The 18,274-nt window shown below is 34.8% G+C and carries 20 protein-coding genes and 1 riboswitch; of the genes, 11 read left to right on the plus strand and 9 right to left on the minus strand.

Annotated elements, in window-relative coordinates; all coding sequences use genetic code 11:
* Window positions 1–58 precede the first annotated feature (58 nt).
* Entirely contained in the window at window positions 59–295 is a 237-nt protein-coding gene (locus tag EB239_RS11630) for a hypothetical protein (protein WP_003870939.1), read from the minus strand.
* A 19-nt stretch (window positions 296–314) separates the two neighbouring features.
* The gene (gene rlmD, locus EB239_RS11635; protein WP_404815197.1) at window positions 315–1,673 is read right to left on the minus strand and encodes a 23S rRNA (uracil(1939)-C(5))-methyltransferase RlmD; all 1,359 of its coding nucleotides are present in this window, start codon (window positions 1,671–1,673) and stop codon (window positions 315–317) included.
* A gap of 165 nt (window positions 1,674–1,838) precedes the next feature.
* Here rlmD and EB239_RS11640 point away from each other — a divergent pair, with 165 nt between their 5' ends.
* Together EB239_RS11640 and EB239_RS14645 are read left to right on the plus strand one after the other, a co-directional pair.
* The gene (locus EB239_RS11640; protein ID WP_003870937.1) at window positions 1,839–2,255 is read left to right on the plus strand and encodes a HutP family protein; all 417 of its coding nucleotides are present in this window, start codon (window positions 1,839–1,841) and stop codon (window positions 2,253–2,255) included.
* Window positions 2,256–2,326: 71 nt separating this feature from the next.
* Window positions 2,327–2,470, plus strand: coding sequence for a hypothetical protein (locus tag EB239_RS14645; protein ID WP_003870936.1), 144 nt, complete (start codon window positions 2,327–2,329; stop codon window positions 2,468–2,470).
* Between the two features lie 201 nt (window positions 2,471–2,671).
* On the opposite strand, the gene EB239_RS11645 is transcribed toward EB239_RS14645, so the two are convergent.
* Window positions 2,672–3,949, minus strand: a complete 1,278-nt coding sequence (locus EB239_RS11645) for a transposase (RefSeq protein ID WP_003869069.1) — start codon at window positions 3,947–3,949, stop codon at window positions 2,672–2,674.
* Window positions 3,950–4,139: 190 nt separating this feature from the next.
* Here EB239_RS11645 and EB239_RS11650 point away from each other — a divergent pair, with 190 nt between their 5' ends.
* From EB239_RS11650 to EB239_RS11665, 4 genes are all read left to right on the plus strand, one after another.
* Entirely contained in the window at window positions 4,140–5,267 is a 1,128-nt protein-coding gene (locus EB239_RS11650; RefSeq protein ID WP_003871150.1) for a sodium ion-translocating decarboxylase subunit beta, read from the plus strand.
* Window positions 5,268–5,357: 90 nt separating this feature from the next.
* A complete protein-coding gene (locus tag EB239_RS11655) occupies window positions 5,358–5,531 on the plus strand; it encodes a spore coat associated protein CotJA (RefSeq protein WP_003868343.1) in 174 nt (57 codons plus the stop codon).
* Between the two features lie 4 nt (window positions 5,532–5,535).
* Window positions 5,536–5,793, plus strand: coding sequence for a spore coat protein CotJB (locus EB239_RS11660; RefSeq protein ID WP_003868342.1), 258 nt, complete (start codon window positions 5,536–5,538; stop codon window positions 5,791–5,793).
* 13 nt (window positions 5,794–5,806) lie between these two features.
* Window positions 5,807–6,379, plus strand: coding sequence for a manganese catalase family protein (locus EB239_RS11665; protein ID WP_003871151.1), 573 nt, complete (start codon window positions 5,807–5,809; stop codon window positions 6,377–6,379).
* Window positions 6,380–6,395: 16 nt separating this feature from the next.
* Here EB239_RS11665 and EB239_RS11670 read toward each other — a convergent pair whose 3' ends face one another.
* From EB239_RS11670 to EB239_RS14650, 4 genes are all read right to left on the minus strand, one after another.
* Entirely contained in the window at window positions 6,396–6,896 is a 501-nt protein-coding gene (locus EB239_RS11670; protein WP_003871152.1) for a YbaK/EbsC family protein, read from the minus strand.
* A complete protein-coding gene (locus tag EB239_RS11675) occupies window positions 6,865–9,288 on the minus strand; it encodes a homocysteine S-methyltransferase family protein (protein WP_003871153.1) in 2,424 nt (807 codons plus the stop codon). Before EB239_RS11675 ends, EB239_RS11670 begins: the two co-directional genes overlap by 32 nt.
* A gap of 13 nt (window positions 9,289–9,301) precedes the next feature.
* Window positions 9,302–10,213, minus strand: coding sequence for a methylenetetrahydrofolate reductase (locus EB239_RS11680; RefSeq protein ID WP_003871154.1), 912 nt, complete (start codon window positions 10,211–10,213; stop codon window positions 9,302–9,304).
* A gap of 63 nt (window positions 10,214–10,276) precedes the next feature.
* A riboswitch (SAM riboswitch) is annotated at window positions 10,277–10,381 on the minus strand.
* A 43-nt stretch (window positions 10,382–10,424) separates the two neighbouring features.
* The gene (locus tag EB239_RS14650) at window positions 10,425–10,565 is read right to left on the minus strand and encodes a hypothetical protein (RefSeq protein ID WP_019907847.1); all 141 of its coding nucleotides are present in this window, start codon (window positions 10,563–10,565) and stop codon (window positions 10,425–10,427) included.
* Window positions 10,566–10,572: 7 nt separating this feature from the next.
* Here EB239_RS14650 and EB239_RS11685 point away from each other — a divergent pair, with 7 nt between their 5' ends.
* The 5 genes from EB239_RS11685 to EB239_RS15090 all read left to right on the plus strand — a co-directional run bounded on the left by EB239_RS11685 (window position 10,573) and on the right by EB239_RS15090 (window position 16,152).
* A complete protein-coding gene (locus EB239_RS11685) occupies window positions 10,573–10,779 on the plus strand; it encodes a hypothetical protein (protein ID WP_318261380.1) in 207 nt (68 codons plus the stop codon).
* Between the two features lie 104 nt (window positions 10,780–10,883).
* Window positions 10,884–12,524 carry an alpha-glucan family phosphorylase gene (gene glgP / locus EB239_RS11690; protein ID WP_003871156.1) on the plus strand — a complete coding sequence of 547 codons (1,641 nt, stop codon included), beginning with the start codon at window positions 10,884–10,886 and terminating at the stop codon, window positions 12,522–12,524.
* A 175-nt stretch (window positions 12,525–12,699) separates the two neighbouring features.
* Entirely contained in the window at window positions 12,700–13,824 is a 1,125-nt protein-coding gene (locus EB239_RS11695) for a tyrosine-type recombinase/integrase (RefSeq protein ID WP_318261371.1), read from the plus strand.
* On the plus strand, window positions 13,821–15,779 hold the full coding sequence (locus EB239_RS11700) for a tyrosine-type recombinase/integrase (RefSeq protein ID WP_003870888.1): 1,959 nt from the start codon (window positions 13,821–13,823) through the stop codon (window positions 15,777–15,779). The genes EB239_RS11695 and EB239_RS11700 overlap by 4 nt, the downstream gene beginning before the upstream one ends.
* Window positions 15,769–16,152: a DUF6262 family protein gene (locus tag EB239_RS15090; RefSeq protein ID WP_003870889.1), complete on the plus strand. Its 384-nt coding sequence runs from the start codon at window positions 15,769–15,771 to the stop codon at window positions 16,150–16,152. The genes EB239_RS11700 and EB239_RS15090 overlap by 11 nt, the downstream gene beginning before the upstream one ends.
* 142 nt (window positions 16,153–16,294) lie before the next feature.
* On the opposite strand, the gene EB239_RS11710 is transcribed toward EB239_RS15090, so the two are convergent.
* Together EB239_RS11710 and EB239_RS11715 are read right to left on the minus strand one after the other, a co-directional pair.
* Window positions 16,295–17,650 carry a glucose-6-phosphate isomerase gene (locus tag EB239_RS11710; protein ID WP_003871408.1) on the minus strand — a complete coding sequence of 452 codons (1,356 nt, stop codon included), beginning with the start codon at window positions 17,648–17,650 and terminating at the stop codon, window positions 16,295–16,297.
* Window positions 17,651–17,743: 93 nt separating this feature from the next.
* Complete coding sequence (locus tag EB239_RS11715) at window positions 17,744–18,244, minus strand: hypothetical protein (RefSeq protein ID WP_003871409.1); 501 nt, start codon at window positions 18,242–18,244, stop codon at window positions 17,744–17,746.
* Between the last annotated feature and the right edge of the window lie 30 nt (window positions 18,245–18,274).

The following is an 18,274-nucleotide window of genomic DNA, read 5'->3' on the forward strand; positions in this document are numbered from 1 at the left end:
CTTCTTTCCATAATGTCAAATATAATAGCATGAGTGTCAATTTTTTTTACTATGACATCTATTTCAAAATCGACAGTTTTTTAGCATATCGTTCTTCATTGTAGACTTCATGATTTTTTAGCACATCGTATATTTCTTCTATTAATATTGCGGCGATTTTTTCTTTTGCCTGTTGTTCTGTGTATCCCGATTTTTTCAATCTTTCCAGTGTCACTTTGGTAATTGGTGGATTATTGTCTCTAATCTGGTTATTTACAACCTCTAAAATAATCCTTTTTAAATTCTGATTGGCCAAACAGCTCACCTCCTCATTCTTACTTTCTCTCCATTAACACTACCGTCTCAACGTGATGCGTATGAGGAAACATGTCTACACATTTTACTTTATCTACTTTATATCCTCCTTCACTAAAAATTTTTAAATCTCTTGCAAGAGATTCAGGATTACAAGAAACATAAACTACTTTTTGAGGGTTGAATTTTATAATATCTTCAAGAGCTTTTGGATTGATTCCAGACCTTGGAGGATCCACAATCACCACATCAGGCATTTCTTTAATTTCTTTGAGTTTCTTTGAGACATCACCGGCAATGAAAGTGCAATTTTTAAGTCCATTGAGTTCTGCGTTTTCCCTCGCCGACATAACTGCTTCTTCCACAAGTTCTATCCCAATCACTTTTTTAGCCATTGGAGCCATAATTATACCTATGGTCCCTGTACCGGAGTACAAATCAAAAACTATTTTGTCAGATACATCTCCTGCAAATTCCCTCACCGTCTCATAAAGTTTTTCTGCCCCGTATGAATTGGTCTGAAAAAAAGAAAATGCACTTATTTTAAATTTTAAATCCAAAATCTCTTCTATTAGATAATCTCTTCCATATAGCACTTCCAATCTTTCGCATACTACAGCATCTGACCAGGAATCGTTTTGAGTATGTAGTACACCCACAAGACGACTTCCAAAATTCGCATTTTTATATCTTTCAATAAGCTCTGTAAAGTCATGTTGCAACTGTGTTGTCGTCACAATGTTTAACAAAATCTCTCCTGATTTTGATGCCTTTCTCACAACCAAATGTCTCAAAAAACCTTCATGAGTCTTTTTGTCATAAAAAGGAAGTGCTTTTTTTATTGCATAATCAAAAGTAAGATTTAAAGCCTTGAGAAAATCATCTTCAACAATATTACATTTGTCTGTCATGATTACCTCATAAAATCGACCTTTTCTATGAAGTCCTAACGCCGCATTGCCTTCTTTATCTTTTCCAAAAGTGTATTCCATTTTATTCCTATAACCATGCTCTTTAGGACTTTTTACAATACCTAAAAATTCGTACTCTGTTATTCCTTCTTTTTCAAAAAGCTTTTTCAAAATATCTTCTTTTATCTTAAGTTGATCTTGATAGCTAACATTTTGATAAGTACAGCCGCCACAATCTCCAAAGTGAGGGCAAAGGCTTTGCTTCTCCAAAGTAGAATTCTCTATTACCTCTACTATTTCGCCTTCTACCATATCCTTTTTTACTTTTCTAACTTTTGCCTTTATTTTTTGCCCCAAAAGTGCTCCTTTTATTTTTACTTTTTTCCCCTCAAAATAGCCTATCCCAAATCCACCAAATTCCATCTCTTTTACGTCAACTGTGATAACATCGTTTTTTCTCACTGTCATTCCTCCTTTGCTATCTAGATTATACCTTATTTTGCTCAATAATTCTAATATTACTTATTAAAATGTTTTCATCAAAAAATAAAATAACCTTTACATAATTTTAATAACGTTGTATACTAATACTGGGTGAGAGAGTGAAAGAGTGAGAAAGGATGAAGAATTAAAGTGTTTATAAACAACCTAACAGTTGCAAAAGGAGCCATAGTATTGTCTCTTTCATCAAATAGAGAGGAAGAAGAAGAAATCAAAAAACTTCTCTTAGAAAAAGGTTACAAATGCGCTGTAACAGAGCTGGGAGGTAAAAGTAGCGAATTCAATGAAAAAATAGTCTCTGCAGTGGTAGGAGCAGCTTTAAACAATAATGTAATTGAAAAAAATCCAACTTCTATGCACGCCCTCTTACATGCTACAATTGAAGCTGTAAAATCCTTATCCTTGACTTTGCCCTTAGACGTAAGCCTTATGATGAAAATTGCAGTTGTAGCAGATAATACTTGGATTGCAGTTTCAATGTTTGGAAAATCAGCTTTACATCCTCTCACAAATCATGAAAGGTTGGGTTTTGGAATAATGCACTTATAAAGTACATAAGGGGAGACAGAGGGAAAGAGTCATAATACTATGGCTCTTTTATTTTTTCAGGAGGTGAAATAATGGTACCAGATACAGTTTTAGGAGCTATTTATTTGTCAATCATAGACATGGTTTTGTTGTCAATGCTTCTGTTAGTAATTGGTGCTATATTATCAAAGATATTTCCGTTATTTAGTAAAATCGAAAAATTTATTAACAAATAGGGATGTGCAAAATTAATTAAAATAATCATAATCAAAAACCAAAATATGTATTACATACAATATATAGTAATCAACACTGACAATCAAACATAAAGGAAGTGGTAAGGGAAAAGAAAAGACAAAAAGAGGAGCTAAAAAAGGGCATAAATATCCTGTAGAAGTCAAATGTTAAAAAGTGGCATGAAATAGATTCAATAAAAATTAGGCCGATTGCATCAAAGCAACAAGAGATCTAAACTCATCATATTTGCCCAATTTAATAGCTACAATAGCGACAGTAAGCAAAGTAATATGGCCAAAAGTATTAAGGTTGCTCACAGAATTAATATTTCTAACATAAGCCTTTTCAAAATCCAGAGCTTTAAAGCGGGAATTATATCTTTCTGATTCAATTCTCAATTTGTAGACGGCCTTAAAATATAGGGAGTCTCTATTAATAGAGGACCTATAATCAGAAGATATAATAGCATACTTAGTACAGCCTCTATGCTTTTTGCCATTAAAATATTTAGGATGATTTATAGGGCAGGCAGAATCATCCTTAGAATTACAGAACTTGCAAACAAATTTTTGCTTAATAAAACCATCAAAATATTGCTTGCCATCTTTAAGCATTTTAATACCCGCTTCACAGACCATATAACCATCATCAGTCAGAGGGGGATTTTTAGAATTACGCTTGTTAAGAGGAATAAAGCAATGACCGTGGAGAATATTTCTAACATAATTATAAAGTTTCTTAACATCATAGCCTTTATCAGCAATAAAATTAACATACTTAAGGTTAAACCACTTATTAGTCTTCTCAAGCAAAGATAAAGCGGCTTCAAAATCAGGGGCATCAGCGGGGGTAGTAGTTTCAGCGATGGGTAAACCAGAGATAGCATCAACAATAATGTGATTTTTATAGCCCCAATAAAACTTATAGCGTTTATTAGAAGAATCGTTAGAAGCAGAATAAACGCCTAATTTACAATCCTTATCTGACTTAGGCTGATTATCTTTAGAGAATTTATTTTTAGAAAAAGACTTAGGGTTATTTAACTTAGTGTTAGCTTTAATAGGGGTAGAATCCATGGAAATAAACTCACCGGAGATAATACCCATATTTTTGAGGATATTGACCTGATTTTGAAAAATAGAGGTCAAATAATCATGAGAGAAGTCATTAATAAAACGGCGAAAAGTCCAATAAGAAGGAAGAGGTTTAGAAATGTCGAAGCCACAAAGATGAGCAATGATAAGATTATTGCGGAGATAATCTAAAAGGTCAGAAATTGTGCCGAATCTTTCAGCTTTCATGACAATAAAAGCTCTAAAAAGTGCATGGTGAGAATAACCCTTACGGCCAGGACTAGAGGAAGGGAATTCAGGTATTGAAGACAGGTCAAGATTTTCAAACATAGAAGAATAGAAATCAATTTTAGACTGAGAGGTAAAGAGTTCAGGTATATTTAAAAGCAATTGAAGCTGGTACATGTAGAATTTCCTCCTTCTTAAAAAATTTTTTATAGTGTATATATAATAATTCGACAAATGGGAGGGGAAATCCTACATAAAAGATAAAAAATTCAAGAGTGATAGGAAAAAAGTATGTCTGTAGAATGGCTTAAATTAAGGCTTCTGAATTTTGCACAAGTCTATTAACAAAAAATAAGGAGTGACACAAATGGAGTTTCTGTTAAAACTTTTTAAAGATATGATACAAACTACCGGTCTTGTTCATTTAACTTTGGGTAATGTGTTTTTAATATTGGTAGGTATATTCCTCATATACTTAGCTATTGTAAAAAAATATGAGCCATTTTTACTTCTCCCAATAGGTTTTGGCAGTATTGTAGCAAACATACCAGCTACTGATTTATTGGAACCTGGAGGACTTATACACTTTTTTTACTTAGGGGTTGAAAAGGTTATCTATCCTCCTCTTATCTTCCTCGGCGTAGGTGCCATGACGGACTTTGGTCCTATGATTGCGAATCCTAGTTTAATGATTTTAGGTGCTTTTGCCCATATAGGAATATTTATAGCATTAATAGGCGCAAAACTTTTAGGTTTTAGTATATTTGAAGCGGGGGCTATAGGGATTATTGGCGGTGCAGATGGACCAATGGCAATTTACGTAACTCAAAAATTAGCTCCCCACCTTATGGCTCAAATATCTGTCGCTGCGTATTCTTATATGGCGTTAATGCCTTTAATACAACCTCCTATCATGAGGTTACTTACTACAAAAGAGGAAAGGCAAATAATGATGAAACAGATGAGACCCGTTTCAAAAACAGAAAAAATCGCCTTTCCTATTGTAATAACTGTTTTAATAGATTTACTACTTCCTCCAATTGCTCCTCTTATAACAATGTTGATGTTAGGAAATCTTTTAAAAGAGTCGGGAGTTGTAGATAGGCTTGCAAAAACAGTCAGTGGAGAATTTATGAACGTAATTACGATATTATTAGGAGTCTCCATAGGCTCCACCATGAAAGCAGACACTTTTTTGACCATTAAGACATTAGAGATAGTCACCTTAGGGCTTATCGCTTTTATGACAGGAACAGCTGGAGGTGTACTGGGAGCAAAATTTTTAAATAAACTTTCTGGTGGAAAAATAAATCCTCTTGTTGGCTCTGCAGGTATAGCTTCTGTTCCAATAGCTGCGAGAGTGTCCCACTCTGTAGCCATAAAAGAAAATCCTTACAACTTTTTAATAATGCACGCCATGGGGCCAAACCTTGCCGGAGTTTTTGGAACGGCAATAGCAGGTGGAATAATGCTTGTACTATTAGGAGTTCATTAAAACAGCATAAATGGCTGTTTTTTTACTGTATCACAAACATATATACAAGAATATTATATTAGTAAAACTACAGATTTGGAGGTTTAAAAAATGTACGACTATAATCCTTATGTACAAGATTATGCTTTTCCTCCTCTAAAGCTTGCACAGGCTTATGTGCCTTTACAGAAATATGTATCTCTTTATCCTCCGGAAGAAGCCATTAAAAAAGGCACTGTTTTTCCTGAACTTGATATGCCTTATGTAGGCGAAAAAATGAGGTGATAAAATGGATGGCAATCAAATATCTTTGCTTAAGAAAATCATGGAAATAGAGTTTACCTGTATAGATTTGAATCTATATTTAGACACCCATCCCGATGACCAAAAAGCCCTTCAAGACTATAACTATTATTCCAACCAATTGTCTATGTTGAAACAACAATATGAACAATTTTACGGGCCCTTGATGGTTTTTGGTCATTCACAAAGTCAATATCCTTGGAAATGGGTAGATGACCCATGGCCTTGGGAAATAGAATATTGAGGAGGACTTTGTTATGTGGGTTTATGAAAAGAAACTACAATATCCTGCTAAAGTATGCAAACCAGATGTAAAAATGGCAAAATACCTCATCGCCCAATATGGAGGCCCTGATGGAGAATTGGCAGCCGCTTTAAGATATCAAACTCAGCGATTCGTCATGCCTACAGGAAAAGCAAAAGCAGTTTTGACAGACATTGCTACAGAAGAATTAGCACACCTTGAAATAATAGCAACTCTTGTTTTCAAGCTTTTAAAGGGAGTACCAGTAGAAATATTAAAAAGAGAAGGATTAGGGGAATACTATACAGAACATGATAGAGGCCTATTCTATGCAGATACAACAGGAATGTTATGGACCGCCGCCTATATCCAGGCTAAAGGAGATGCAATCGCTGATCTACACGAAGATATGGCATCCGAAGAAAAAGCAAGAGCAACTTATGAACATTTAATAAATCTCACAGATGACCCTTGTGTAAAAGATACTCTAAGGTTTTTGAGAGAAAGGGAGATTGTACACTTTCAAAGATTTGGAGAAACTTTAGTACAGGTAAGAGAATATATGGAAAGTAAAAAATTCTTTTAAAAAAGTAGATGTATGTCTATTGGCATACATCTACCCATTTTCCTTCTACTATTTTATCAAGGTCTTCGACTTTTATGGTAGCAGCAGCATTTGTATCACCAGCTGCAGGATATACTACCTCATAATTTTTTAAAGACACATCATAATATACTTCAATCGGATTTTTCAGCCCATAAGGACAAACGCCACCAACAGGATGCCCTGTAACTTCTAACACTTCTTCTGGGGATGCCATTTTTGCTTTTGTTTTAAAAGTATCTTTAAATTTTTTATTGTCTATTTTTCTATCCCCTGCTGTTATAATCATAATATATTTATCTTTTAATCTAAAAAGCATAGACTTTGCTATTTCCCCAGGAGTTACCCCTAAAGATTTAGCTGCTTTTTCCACAGTGCTTGTATCTTCAAAAATTTTTATTTTAATATCATATCCTTTCTCTTTAAAGAACTCTTTCACCGCTTCTACTGACACCTCTACACCACCTTTAAATACCACAAGTTTTACATAAAAGAGCATTTTTTAAGAAAAACTTATCAGCAATTTTAACTGCATCTTGAGCCGTTTTTCCGTAATAATCTGCTCCAATCTTATAGGCATATTCCTCAGTCAAAACAGCCCCGCCTACCATTATTTTCACATCAGTATTTGCTTTAAGCAGTTTGATAATTTTCTCCATATTAAACAAAGTTGTCGTCATCAAAGCACTTAGACCTACTAACGGTGCCCCTGTTCGCTTTACTTCCTCTAATATCACTTCTCCTTTGACATCTTTTCCTAAGTCAATTACATCATATCCATAGTTTTCAAGCAAAACTTTTACTATATTTTTTCCTATATCATGTACATCTCCTTCAACTGTAGCAAGTATTATTTTGCCTTTAGATACTGAACCTTTTGGAAGCTTTTCTTTTATTATCTTGAAAGCGCTTTGCACCACTTCTGCAGAGCTCAAAAGTTGTGGCAAGAAATATATGCCTTTTTCATATCTATCTCCCACTTCTTTTAAGGCAGGAATTATTATGTTATCAACTATAGAAAGAGGCTGAACTTCCTCCTCTAAAATATTTTTTACTATATCTTCTACTCCTGACTTTTTGCCTTCTAAAATCTGGATATAGAGTTTTGATTTTAAATCTTCTTCTTGAATTTTTTGTTGTTCTTTCTCTTTGATCTCCTCTTTTTGCTTTTTCCCATATATATTCAGATAATTCACACTGCCTTTATCTTTATTTAGTAAAACCATTGAAGCCCTCAAAGTGTCCATCATAGCTTCATCGCAGGGATTTATAATAGCAGTAGTAAGCCCATAAGATGCTGCCATTGCTAAAAAAGTAGAGTTTATCAACCTTCTTTCAGGTAAACCAAAGGAAACATTGCTAAGTCCCACAACAGTATTTACTCCTAACTCTTCTTTAGCCAATTTTATCGCTTCTAAAGTCTCAATTGCAGCCTCCTGCTCAGAAGAAACCGTCAGCACAATACAATCTATCAATATGTCCTCTTTAGGTATGCCATACTCTTCCGCTTTTTTTATAATTTTTTTCGCATTTTCAATTCTTTCATGCCTATCTTTGGGAAGCCCTTTATCTCCTACAGTAAGTCCTACAACACAAGCTCCGTATTTTTTGACAATAGGAAGCACTTCTTTTAAACTTTCCTCTTTTGCACTTACAGAGTTGATTATGGGTCTACCTCTTAAAATTCTTATAGCTTTTTCTACAGCTTTAATATTAGTGCTATCTATTTGAAGAGGAATGTCTACCACATTTTGTATTTCAGAAACTACTTTAGGAAGTAATTCTTCTTCGTTTACCCCAGGAACTCCCACATTTACATCCAATATTTCCGCTCCGCATTTTTGCTGTTTTATAGCTTCCTCTACTGCTAAACTCACATCTCCCGCCAAAAAAGCCTCACTTAACTTCTTTTTTCCAGTAGGATTTATACGTTCCCCTATAACCCTTAAAAGATAATTTTCACCTATGAAAACTGTTTTTGTATTGGAAGCTACAGCTGTAAATTTGTTGACTTTGACTTTTGGCTTTAAATCTTTTACAGCTTTTTTAACAAGTTTTATATAGTGAGGAGTAGTACCGCAGCACCCTCCCACTATAGAAGCGCCTTTTTCAACAAGTAAAGGAAAGAAACTAGCAAATTCTTCTGGTTTTAAGTCGTAAACTGTTTTGCCGTCGCGAATGACAGGCATACCTGCATTAGGTTGTGCAATAATAGGTATGCGAGAAACTTGAGACATTTTTTCCACTACACTTACCATTTTATCGGGGCCTGTCGAGCAGTTAACGCCAATGGCATCCAATCCTAACCCTTGTAAACTAACTACTACAGTTATAGGGTCTGACCCCATGAGAGTCCTTCCATCTTCTTGAAAAGTCATTGTACATATAACTTTCATGTTTGAATTCTCTTTAGCAGCAAGAATGGCAGCTTTTGCCTCCAGCATATCTGACATTGTTTCAATTAAAACAATATCTGCTCCCGCTCTTTCTGCAGCTATAACTACTTCTTTAAAAACATCATAAGCTTCGTCAAAAGTCATGTCTCCATAAGGGGTCAAAAGTTCTCCAATAGGTCCTATAGAAAGTGCCACAGGTTTATCTTTGGAAGCTTCTTTGGCAATTTTGACAGCCTGAGTGACAATATTGAAAACCTCATTTTCCAGTCCATATTTTGCTAATTTTATCCTGTTAGCGCCAAAGGTATTTGTCTCAATCACATCCGCTCCTGCTTCTATATAGGACCTGTGGATATCAAATACTACTTCTGGATGGGTTATATTCATATATTCGGGACACTCTCCACTTTTTAAACCCCTCTCTTGAAGTTGTGTCCCCATTGCTCCATCAAAAACAATCACTCTATTTGAAAGTTCTTTAAAAATGTCTAACATTTTTAACCTCCATTTAATTCATCTGTACGTTATTTTCTGCAAAATCACAGACTAAATCATCGACTCTTGAAATTATTTCTAACACAACATTTGTACTCCCTAAAGGCATAATGTGAATTCCTGCAACTTCACTGCGTATCCGCTTTATAAACTCTACAGCTATGTTTATTCCCTCTTCTCTTCCTCCATCCTTTAGCCTTTCTAAAACTTTTTCTGGAATATCTATACCTGGCACTTTTTCATTTAAATTGACTGCCATTTTATAGCTTTTAAGAGGTAATATGCCTATCAAAAGTGGTACATTGAAATTTTTAATCTTTTCAATAAACTTAAATAAAATTTCCTCATCATAAACCGGTTGTGTTTGAATAAATTCTGCCCCTGCCTCTATCTTAACTTTAAGCTTCTCTAGTGCTTCATCCCTTAAATCATTTGGATTTGCAGTCGTACCGGCGCAAAATTCTGTTGGGGAATCTAATTTATTTCCATTGTAATCATAACCTCTATTAAAAGCACTGATAATCTTTAAAAGCCCAATAGAATCTACATCATATACCCCTTTAGCCTGAGGAGTATCTCCACGGGAAGGGTCATCTCCTGTCAATGCAAGTATATTTCTCACCCCTAATGCATAAGCTCCTAAAAGCTCTGACTGAAGCCCAATTAGATTTCTGTCTCTACAGGTCAAATGAAAAATAGCTTCAATGTTTAAGTGGTCTTGTAAAAGGTGAGCGACTGCTATAGGACTCATCCGCATATTCGCCATAGGACAGTCCGTTATATTTAAGGCATCTACAATGCCTTTTAATTTTCTCGCTTCTTCAATAGTTTTCGTTATATCTACCCCTTTTGGCGTAGAAATTTCTGCTGTCACAACAAACTTCCTTTTCTTAAGTTTAGTACACAAATTTTCATTTTTCAACATCTACATCGCCTCCATTTTTAAAAATAAAAAAGTCTCTTCGCCAAAAGAAGAGACACCAAAACTCTCTCATCTTTCAGCGAAACGCTGCTGGAATTGGCACCAAGACGCATATAAAATGCCGGTTGCCGGGTTTCATCGGGCCAGTCCCTCCACCACTCTTGATAAGAGATTTTAAAGTATTAAATTGTTAAACTATTTAAGCTATATGATACTATGGTTTTACTCCCCTGTCAATAGAAAATTTTTTATCTCTATCTAAAGATTTTGCAGGATTTTTTATTTTTTTAAAATAAATCTGTAAATTTTTTATATTATTTGCTATACTATAACTGTAAAGAATATAAATTTTCAAGAAAGGAATGTTTTATATGTTCTCCTCTTTTACTTTTGCGATCCTTTCTAGAGGGTCAATTATACTTTACGGCATAATCTGGTGGAAAATTTTTGATAAAGCTGGCTATGGAGGTGCATATGGTCTTTTGATGTTTATACCTATTGTGAATTTTGTAATGCTTTTAGTGCTGGCATTCGCTGAATGGCCTGTACTTAGAGATAAAAATTATTGAGCAGTAACGCTGTTTTTTTGTTTTTAATACTTGTGCAACCACTTGCATAATAAATTTTTTAATATTATAATATATTTAACACTTGGAAAATAAGGAGGTTCAATATGAGTAATGAAAAATTACCAAGAGTAGCCTATTTCTGCATGGAATACGGCTTACAATCAGATTTTAAGCTCTATGCAGGTGGTCTTGGAATCTTAGCAGGCGACCATCTAAAAGCCGCAAAAGAATTAGGTATGCCTTTAGTAGGAATAGGCATACTGTGGAAACAAGGCTATACTGAACAACATATAGGTGAAGACGGCTATCCCTATGATGCCTATCGCAATTACACACGTAAATATGACTTTTTAAAGGACACAGGAGTAAAGGTAAAAGTAAAAATAAGAAATAGAGATGTATACTGTAAAGTATGGTTGGTAGACAGCTTTGACAATGCACCTTTGTATTTGCTTGACACAGATATACCAGAAAATGGAGACAGATGGATAACAGGCCAGCTTTATGGATGGTTCGGTGAAGAAAGAGTTGCCCAGGAAATGGTGTTAGGCATTGGGGGAGTAAGAGCTTTGAGAGCTTTGGGAATTGATGTAGATGTTTATCATTTTAACGAAGGGCATGCAGTATTAGCAGCCATTGAGCTTATAAGAGAGAAAATGGAAAATCAAAATATGAGTTTTGAAGAAGCGTGGAAAGCTACAAGAGAAGAAGTAGTATTTACAACCCATACCCCTGTTAAAGAAGGAAACGAATCTCACGATTTAGAACTTCTTATGTACATGGGAGCAAACAATGGTCTTTCAATTGAGCAAATGGCCCAAATCGGTGGCGTTCCTTTTAATATGACAGTCGCAGGTTTGAGACTTTCTCGGATTGCAAACGGTGTCTCAAAACTTCACGGTCAAACTGCAAACAAAATGTGGGAACATGTTGACAATAAGGCCCCTATAATTTTCATAACTAATGGAATCGATAGAAATACTTGGGTAGATGAAAGGATAATAGAAGCCTACAATAAAGGTGAAGGACTTTTAGAAACTCATAATATTTTAAAACAAGAATTAATTGATTTTGTATATCAAAGGACAGGAGTCAAATTAGACGCTGATAAACTTTTGATAGGTTTTTCAAGAAGAGCTGCTCCTTATAAGAGAAGTGACCTCATATTTACAAATGACGAAGTTATAGGTGATTATCTAAGGTCTAAAAAAATACAAATGGTGTTCTCTGGAAAAGGTCATCCACTAGATGATGTGGGTAAAAAAATTGTCGCAAAATTAATAGAGATGACAAAAAAATATCCTGAAAGCGTAGTATTCATAGAAGATTACGATATGACAATAGGAAAAATGCTTACTCGAGGCGCCGATGTATGGTTAAACAATCCAAGAAGACCAATGGAGGCCAGTGGTACTTCCGGTATGAAAGCTGCCATGAACGGAGTGTTAAATTTAAGCATTTTAGATGGATGGTGGCCAGAAGCTTGTATAGACGGAGTAAATGGCTGGCAATTTGGAGATGGTTTTGAGTCTGACAATATAGAAGAATTAGACAAACACGACCTTGAAGCACTGTATGATGTCCTTTTAAATAAAGTTGTTCCAACCTACTACAATGATAAAGCAAAATGGGAAAACATGATGAGAGAAAGCATAAGGACGACTTATGAGGCTTTCTCAGCTAATAGAATGTTAAAAGAATACTACGATTTAATGTACACAAAAAATAAGTCAACCCCTATTTAAAAAGGCCGCGCAATTGTTAACTAAACTATGATAATAGATAGGCTACACAGTATTTTGTGTATGCTCTATCTATTATTTTTATACATAAGTAAATATTAATATATATTGAATAATTGTAGTATATTTAGTATACTTGGTATATTAATATTTTTGCATAGGAGGTGTTCCCTTGAGAGTGGAGGAAATAGTTATACTAGGAGGACAGAAGCGATACTTGCTTGTTGATGATGACGGTGAGCCAGTAGAGTCAGTGTATAGGTTTTTAAAATTTAAAGATAATGCTGGAAAAGCAAGGAACACTCTTCGTGCATACTGTTATCATTTGAAGGAGTTTTTTGAGTTTCTTCAACAAAAAGACAGAGATTATCGTGATATAAGCATAGACGATATGGCAGAGTTCATGAGATGGCTACAAACACCACATAGGAATGTAAAAGTATCATCAATAAAGCCTTCGCAAGATGTTTTACAAGCAAATACTGTTAATGCCTACATATCAAGTGTTATTGAGTTTTATGACTATCTAATGAAGATTGATGATTATTCTATACAATTATCTCAAAGGCTTAAAAAGCAGATACCAGGTTCTCGGAGAGAATTTAAGGATTTCTTATATCATATTAACAAGAACAGGGATTACAATACGAAAATTTTAAAGGTTAAAGTCCCAAAAAAACGCCCAAAAACCATTTCAAAAGAGAAAATCGCTATATTGATAGATGCTTGTTCTAATTTGAGGGACAAGTTCCTTATACAACTGCTCTGGGAAAGTGGATTCCGTATAGGTGAGTGTTTATCCTTATGGCTTGAGGATTTCATCATTGATGCAAGGAAGATTGACCTTAAAGACAGGGGTGAATTGCCTAACCTTGCTGATATTAAAACAGTTTGCAGTCCAAGAAGGATAGATGTATCTGCTGACCTAATGAACCTGTATATGGACTATGTTGCAGAGTATCACACTGATGAAGTAGATACAAACCATGTCTTTATTAAACTTTCAGGAAAAAACAAGTATCAACCTATGGAATATCCTGATGTGGCTTCACTATTTAAAAGGTTACGTGAAAAAACGGGCATATATGTAACTCCCCATATGTTTCGTCACAGTCATTTTGATACACTTCGGAAGCAAGGTTGGGGATTTGAAAAGATTAAGCAACGTGGCGGATGGTCGAATGTTCAAACACCTATGCAGATATATTCACATCCAGACGAAGAAGAAATGCGTAAAGACTGGGAACAGGCTGAAAAACGTATGAAGTTAAAAAATAAAACCAAGGAGAATGATAAAAAGTGAGTGTTGCATATCAAGTTAAACCAACAGTAGAAAAAAAGCAAGAAATTAGGAAGTTATTGAGTGGTTATTGGGGTAATGATGTTTGGGATATTAGAGATTCCTTTTTTGATGACTTACGCCCTGCAAAGTGGAGTTTATCCAATAAAACTATTGACTTTTCATCCTTTAGCTCTTCAATCAAAAATGAAGTTAAGTATATGTATGCTTACCGATTGCAGGAAAAGGAAATTAGGCTCATTACCGTTGTTGCATATGGTATTGCATTAAACCGTTTTGCTGAATTTCTTAATGAATATTATCCTCACATAGCCAGTATTGTAGATATTACATATGACAAGGCTCTGTTACAATGGCGTTCTTTTCTTGTTGACAAGGGTATGAGTATAAATGATGACGGAGAAATTTCAAATAAGCAATACGAGACGGTTTTTAACCAATTATATTCTTTCTTTACCAATCTTTATGATACTCGTGATGAATATGAAAAGGATATTTGGGATTGCCGAAAGATACCTGGAGCAAAGATAACAGAAAATAAATCTAATTATTACCTCAATTTTTCAGATATACCAGTAGAATTTCGAGAATTAGTTAAAAAATTTATAAAATTTAGAACAACCAACAATTCACAGGGACAATGCGAAGCAGACATTATGGCTCTACGCCTATTTACAAAATACATTCATGCTCAAGAGCCTACATGGAAAAACTTAACTATGCTGACACGAAAACATATGGAGAACTATTTATCCTGGTATAGAGAATATACAATTGGTTGGAAAAAAAGGCACATTGAATATCTAATTTCCTTACGAATCTTCCTTGATTATATTCAACGTGCTATGTATCCAGAAGCACCTGAATTACCATCTGTATGTTTATTATTCAAAGAGGATATTCCAAGAAAACCTCAAAAGCCCGAAAATGATATTAAATATATTCCTGAAAGAGTTCTTCAACAGTTGGAAGATAATCTGGAGCATTTAACACCTTCTGAATACATCCCAATTGTTTTTCTATTAAGAGCCAGTGGCTGGCGAATATCGGATATTCTTAATTTGCGTTATGATACTTGTTTAGACCGTACTTCCCAAGGTTGGTATCTTTGTGGAGATATTCTAAAAACACAGATTTTAAACCATCGTATACCAATTACCGATGAAGTCTATGCAGTTGTACAAGCAGTAGTTGATGAAGTCAAAGAAAAAAGTACAGATGACAACAATCCCAATCATCTATTGTTTGTCAGGTTTGATGGAAAAAGAAAAGGCCGTTGCCCTCAAGGATATTTAATACAACAGGCACTTAATCGTCTTTCTAAAAATCAAAATATTACTGATGACCAAGGTAATGTATTTCACTTTGGCAACCATGCTTTTCGCCATACCAAAGGAGTTGAATTAATCAATAACGGAATGAACATCTTGCATGTTCAGAAGTGGATGGCTCATGCTTCCCCTGAAATGACACTCTGTTATGCTAAAATTCTTGATACAACCATGCGCAAATCATGGGAAGAAGCAACAAAACAGGGGCTATTCAAGATTGACGAATCAGGTAAAATCAAAAAAATTAATATTTCTGACATACAGAATGAGGATGTAATTGAATGGGAGTACATCCGACACAATCTTGATGCTGTGAGAATGCCTCTTGGGTATTGCATGAAGCCTAAAAAGCAGGAATGTCATACACAATTAAATCCTTGCCTTACCTGTAGAAACCTTTGTACCACTCCAGATTTTATACCACAGTATGAACTTGAAATACAGGAGACAAAGGCCCTTATTGAACGTGGTAAAGCACAAGGACGTACTGTATGGGTTGAGAAGAATATGAGCCTTTTAAAGCGTTATGAAGAGATTTTAAAGGTACTAAAGGAAGGAAAGATACACCATAAAGCAGGTAAAAAAGGTCGTGAGTATATCGGGGAGGAAAGAAACAATGACAAGTGACCATAAGCGAAATACTGAAGGTCTTGCTAAAGCCAGAGAAAAGAAGTCGGAAGAATGTCAGGAAAGAGTTGATAAAGCCATACAGCAACTTTTGAAGGAAAAAGAGAAGATTAACTTTAATAGTGTTGCTGAAAGAGCCAATGTTTCAAAAAAATACCTTTATGATAACCATTATGACCGTATTGATACACTCCGAAAACAGCAAGAAGGACTACCTTCTCTAAAGCAAGTAAAACGGGAGATGACGGATGCAAGCAAAGATGTCCTTATCGCTGCAAAAAACAAGCGTATAAAAGAGTTAGAGAAAGAAGTCCAACGCTTAAAAGGCATTTTGGCACGTAGATATGGCGAAGATTACGATAAAGGTATTTAAGGTTCATTCGTATAATGCATCATGCACCCTATCTATTATTACAGTTTAGTTTTACATTGTTTACATATATACAATGAGGCAGGCCTTTGTTTATAAGACCTGCCTCATTTGGAGTTCAGATAATTCATACCCGGCCTTTAATTTATTTTCCCAATCTTTTTTCTAACAATTCTTTTCCTTTTTCATATCCAGGTTTTCCTAAAAGTGCAAACATATTTTTCTTGTAAGCCTCTACCCCTGGTTGGTCAAAAGGATTGACACCATTTATATATCCACTTATGGCACAAGCCATTTCAAAGAAATATACCAAATTACCAAAGTAATAAGGTGATATTTCCGGAATATTTACTACGAAGTTGGGAACATTTCCATCTGTATGAGCCAATAATGTTCCTTCAAAAGCCTTTTTATTGACAAAATCTATAGTTTTTCCTGCTAAAAAGTTAAGCCCATCTATATTGTCTTTGTCTTCATTTATAACTATATCTTTAACAGGTTTTTCAACATTTATAACTGTTTCAAAAATATTTCTGCTTCCCTCTTGTATAAACTGACCCATTGAATGCAAATCTGTCGTAAAATCTACTGAAGCAGGATAAATTCCTTTATTGTCTTTGCCTTCACTTTCTCCGAAAAGCTGTTTCCACCATTCAGAGAAATAGTGAAGCTTTGGCTCATAATTTACAAGTATTTCTATAGCTTTGCCTTTTCTGTATAAAATATTTCTTAAAACCGCATACTGCATGCTTATATTTTCATCAAGGTTATTTTTGGTGTAAACTATTGAAGCATCGTAAGCACCCTGCATCATATCGTCTATACTAATGCCTGCTACTGCTATTGGCAGAAGGCCTACAGCTGTCAAAACTGAGTATCTTCCTCCAACATCGTCAGGAATCACAAATGTTTCATATCCTTCTTCATCAGCTAATTTTTTTAAAGCTCCTTTCGCTCTATCTGTTGTCACATATATTCTCGATTTAGCCCCTTCTTTTCCGTATTTTTTCTCAAGGAAATCTCTAAAAACCCTAAAAGCTATCGCAGGCTCTGTGGTAGTGCCAGATTTAGATATTACATTTATAGAAACATCTTTGCTTTCTATAAGTTCAAGTAAATCACTTAAATACGTAGAACTTATGCTGTTTCCAGCAAAATAAATCTCCGGCGTATTCCTCTTACCTTTTGGCAATAAATTATAGAAGGAATGAGAAAGCATTTCAATTGCCGCTCTTGCCCCTAAATAAGACCCACCTATACCTATAACTACAAGCACATCAGAATCTGATTGAATCTTCTCTGCTGCTTTTTTAATGCGTTCAAACTCTGATTTATCATAATCTTTGGGAAGACTTACCCATCCTAAAAAGTCATTCCCTTGAGCATTTTTATTAAGCACCATATCAAGAGATAACTTTGCATGCCTTTCCATATATTCAATTTCTTTTTGACTTACAAATTGTAGAGCTTTTGAATAATCAAAACCTATCAATCTCTTCATATGTAAACCTCCATTCTTTATTTACATACTCATATTTTATACCATAAATCTATCTTGTTCAAGTTTTTCAAAAGTATGTATAAGTTTACTTAATCAATTGCCACTGCTGGAACTATGCCCTCCCCTATGATTAACCTTATAAATGTAATAAGCTGTAGCAAATAAAAGACCTACAATAATAGGTTCTACATCTACATATGTTCCTTCTACATCAAAACCTATTACCTCTCCGCCCATTCTCCCCGATATCTGTCCATTGTCAAAAATCAATTTTACATCAAAACCTATTATATTTCCTCCACACCTTCCATGTATTTCTTTATCGCTAACTCTCAAACTAAGGTCATTACCATCAATAGTTCCTCCCAATCTCACAGAGACAAAGTCTTTTCCAATAGCTCCAGAAATACTCCTTCCTATAATAACGCCCCCTATCCTCCCTTCAATTGTCCCAACTTCAAAAGAATATTTTATATCAAGGTCTGCTCCCAAAAGTGTTCCTCCAATTCGACCAGCTATTCTCCCATTATCTATACTAGCATGAACATTATAGCCGGTTATAAAGCCTCCAATTCTTCCTTCAACCTTGCCCATACTTTTACCCTCCTTTTATTCAGCTTTATT

The organism is Thermoanaerobacter ethanolicus JW 200, assembly GCF_003722315.1.
GTDB lineage: Bacteria > Bacillota > Thermoanaerobacteria > Thermoanaerobacterales > Thermoanaerobacteraceae > Thermoanaerobacter > Thermoanaerobacter ethanolicus.

Bases quoted from the DNA above. Each gene is read 5' to 3' on its own strand.
- EB239_RS11655 (WP_003868343.1), top strand. From the start codon at position 5,358: ATGTACGACTATAATCCTTATGTACAAGATTATGCTTTTCCTCCTCTA.
- EB239_RS11685 (WP_318261380.1), top strand. From the start codon at position 10,573: ATGTTTTATATGTTCTCCTCTTTTACTTTTGCGATCCTTTCTAGAGGG.
- EB239_RS11665 (WP_003871151.1), top strand. From the start codon at position 5,807: ATGTGGGTTTATGAAAAGAAACTACAATATCCTGCTAAAGTATGCAAA.
- EB239_RS11645 (WP_003869069.1), bottom strand. From the start codon at position 3,949: ATGTACCAGCTTCAATTGCTTTTAAATATACCTGAACTCTTTACCTCT.
- EB239_RS11680 (WP_003871154.1), bottom strand. From the start codon at position 10,213: ATGTTGAAAAATGAAAATTTGTGTACTAAACTTAAGAAAAGGAAGTTT.
- EB239_RS11715 (WP_003871409.1), bottom strand. From the start codon at position 18,244: ATGGGCAAGGTTGAAGGAAGAATTGGAGGCTTTATAACCGGCTATAAT.
- EB239_RS11660 (WP_003868342.1), top strand. From the start codon at position 5,536: ATGGATGGCAATCAAATATCTTTGCTTAAGAAAATCATGGAAATAGAG.
- glgP (WP_003871156.1), top strand. From the start codon at position 10,884: ATGAGTAATGAAAAATTACCAAGAGTAGCCTATTTCTGCATGGAATAC.
- EB239_RS11670 (WP_003871152.1), bottom strand. From the start codon at position 6,896: ATGCTCTTTTATGTAAAACTTGTGGTATTTAAAGGTGGTGTAGAGGTG.
- EB239_RS14645 (WP_003870936.1), top strand. From the start codon at position 2,327: ATGGTACCAGATACAGTTTTAGGAGCTATTTATTTGTCAATCATAGAC.
- EB239_RS11650 (WP_003871150.1), top strand. From the start codon at position 4,140: ATGGAGTTTCTGTTAAAACTTTTTAAAGATATGATACAAACTACCGGT.
- EB239_RS11675 (WP_003871153.1), bottom strand. From the start codon at position 9,288: ATGTTAGACATTTTTAAAGAACTTTCAAATAGAGTGATTGTTTTTGAT.
- EB239_RS11710 (WP_003871408.1), bottom strand. From the start codon at position 17,650: ATGAAGAGATTGATAGGTTTTGATTATTCAAAAGCTCTACAATTTGTA.
- rlmD (WP_404815197.1), bottom strand. From the start codon at position 1,673: ATGACAGTGAGAAAAAACGATGTTATCACAGTTGACGTAAAAGAGATG.
- EB239_RS15090 (WP_003870889.1), top strand. From the start codon at position 15,769: ATGACAAGTGACCATAAGCGAAATACTGAAGGTCTTGCTAAAGCCAGA.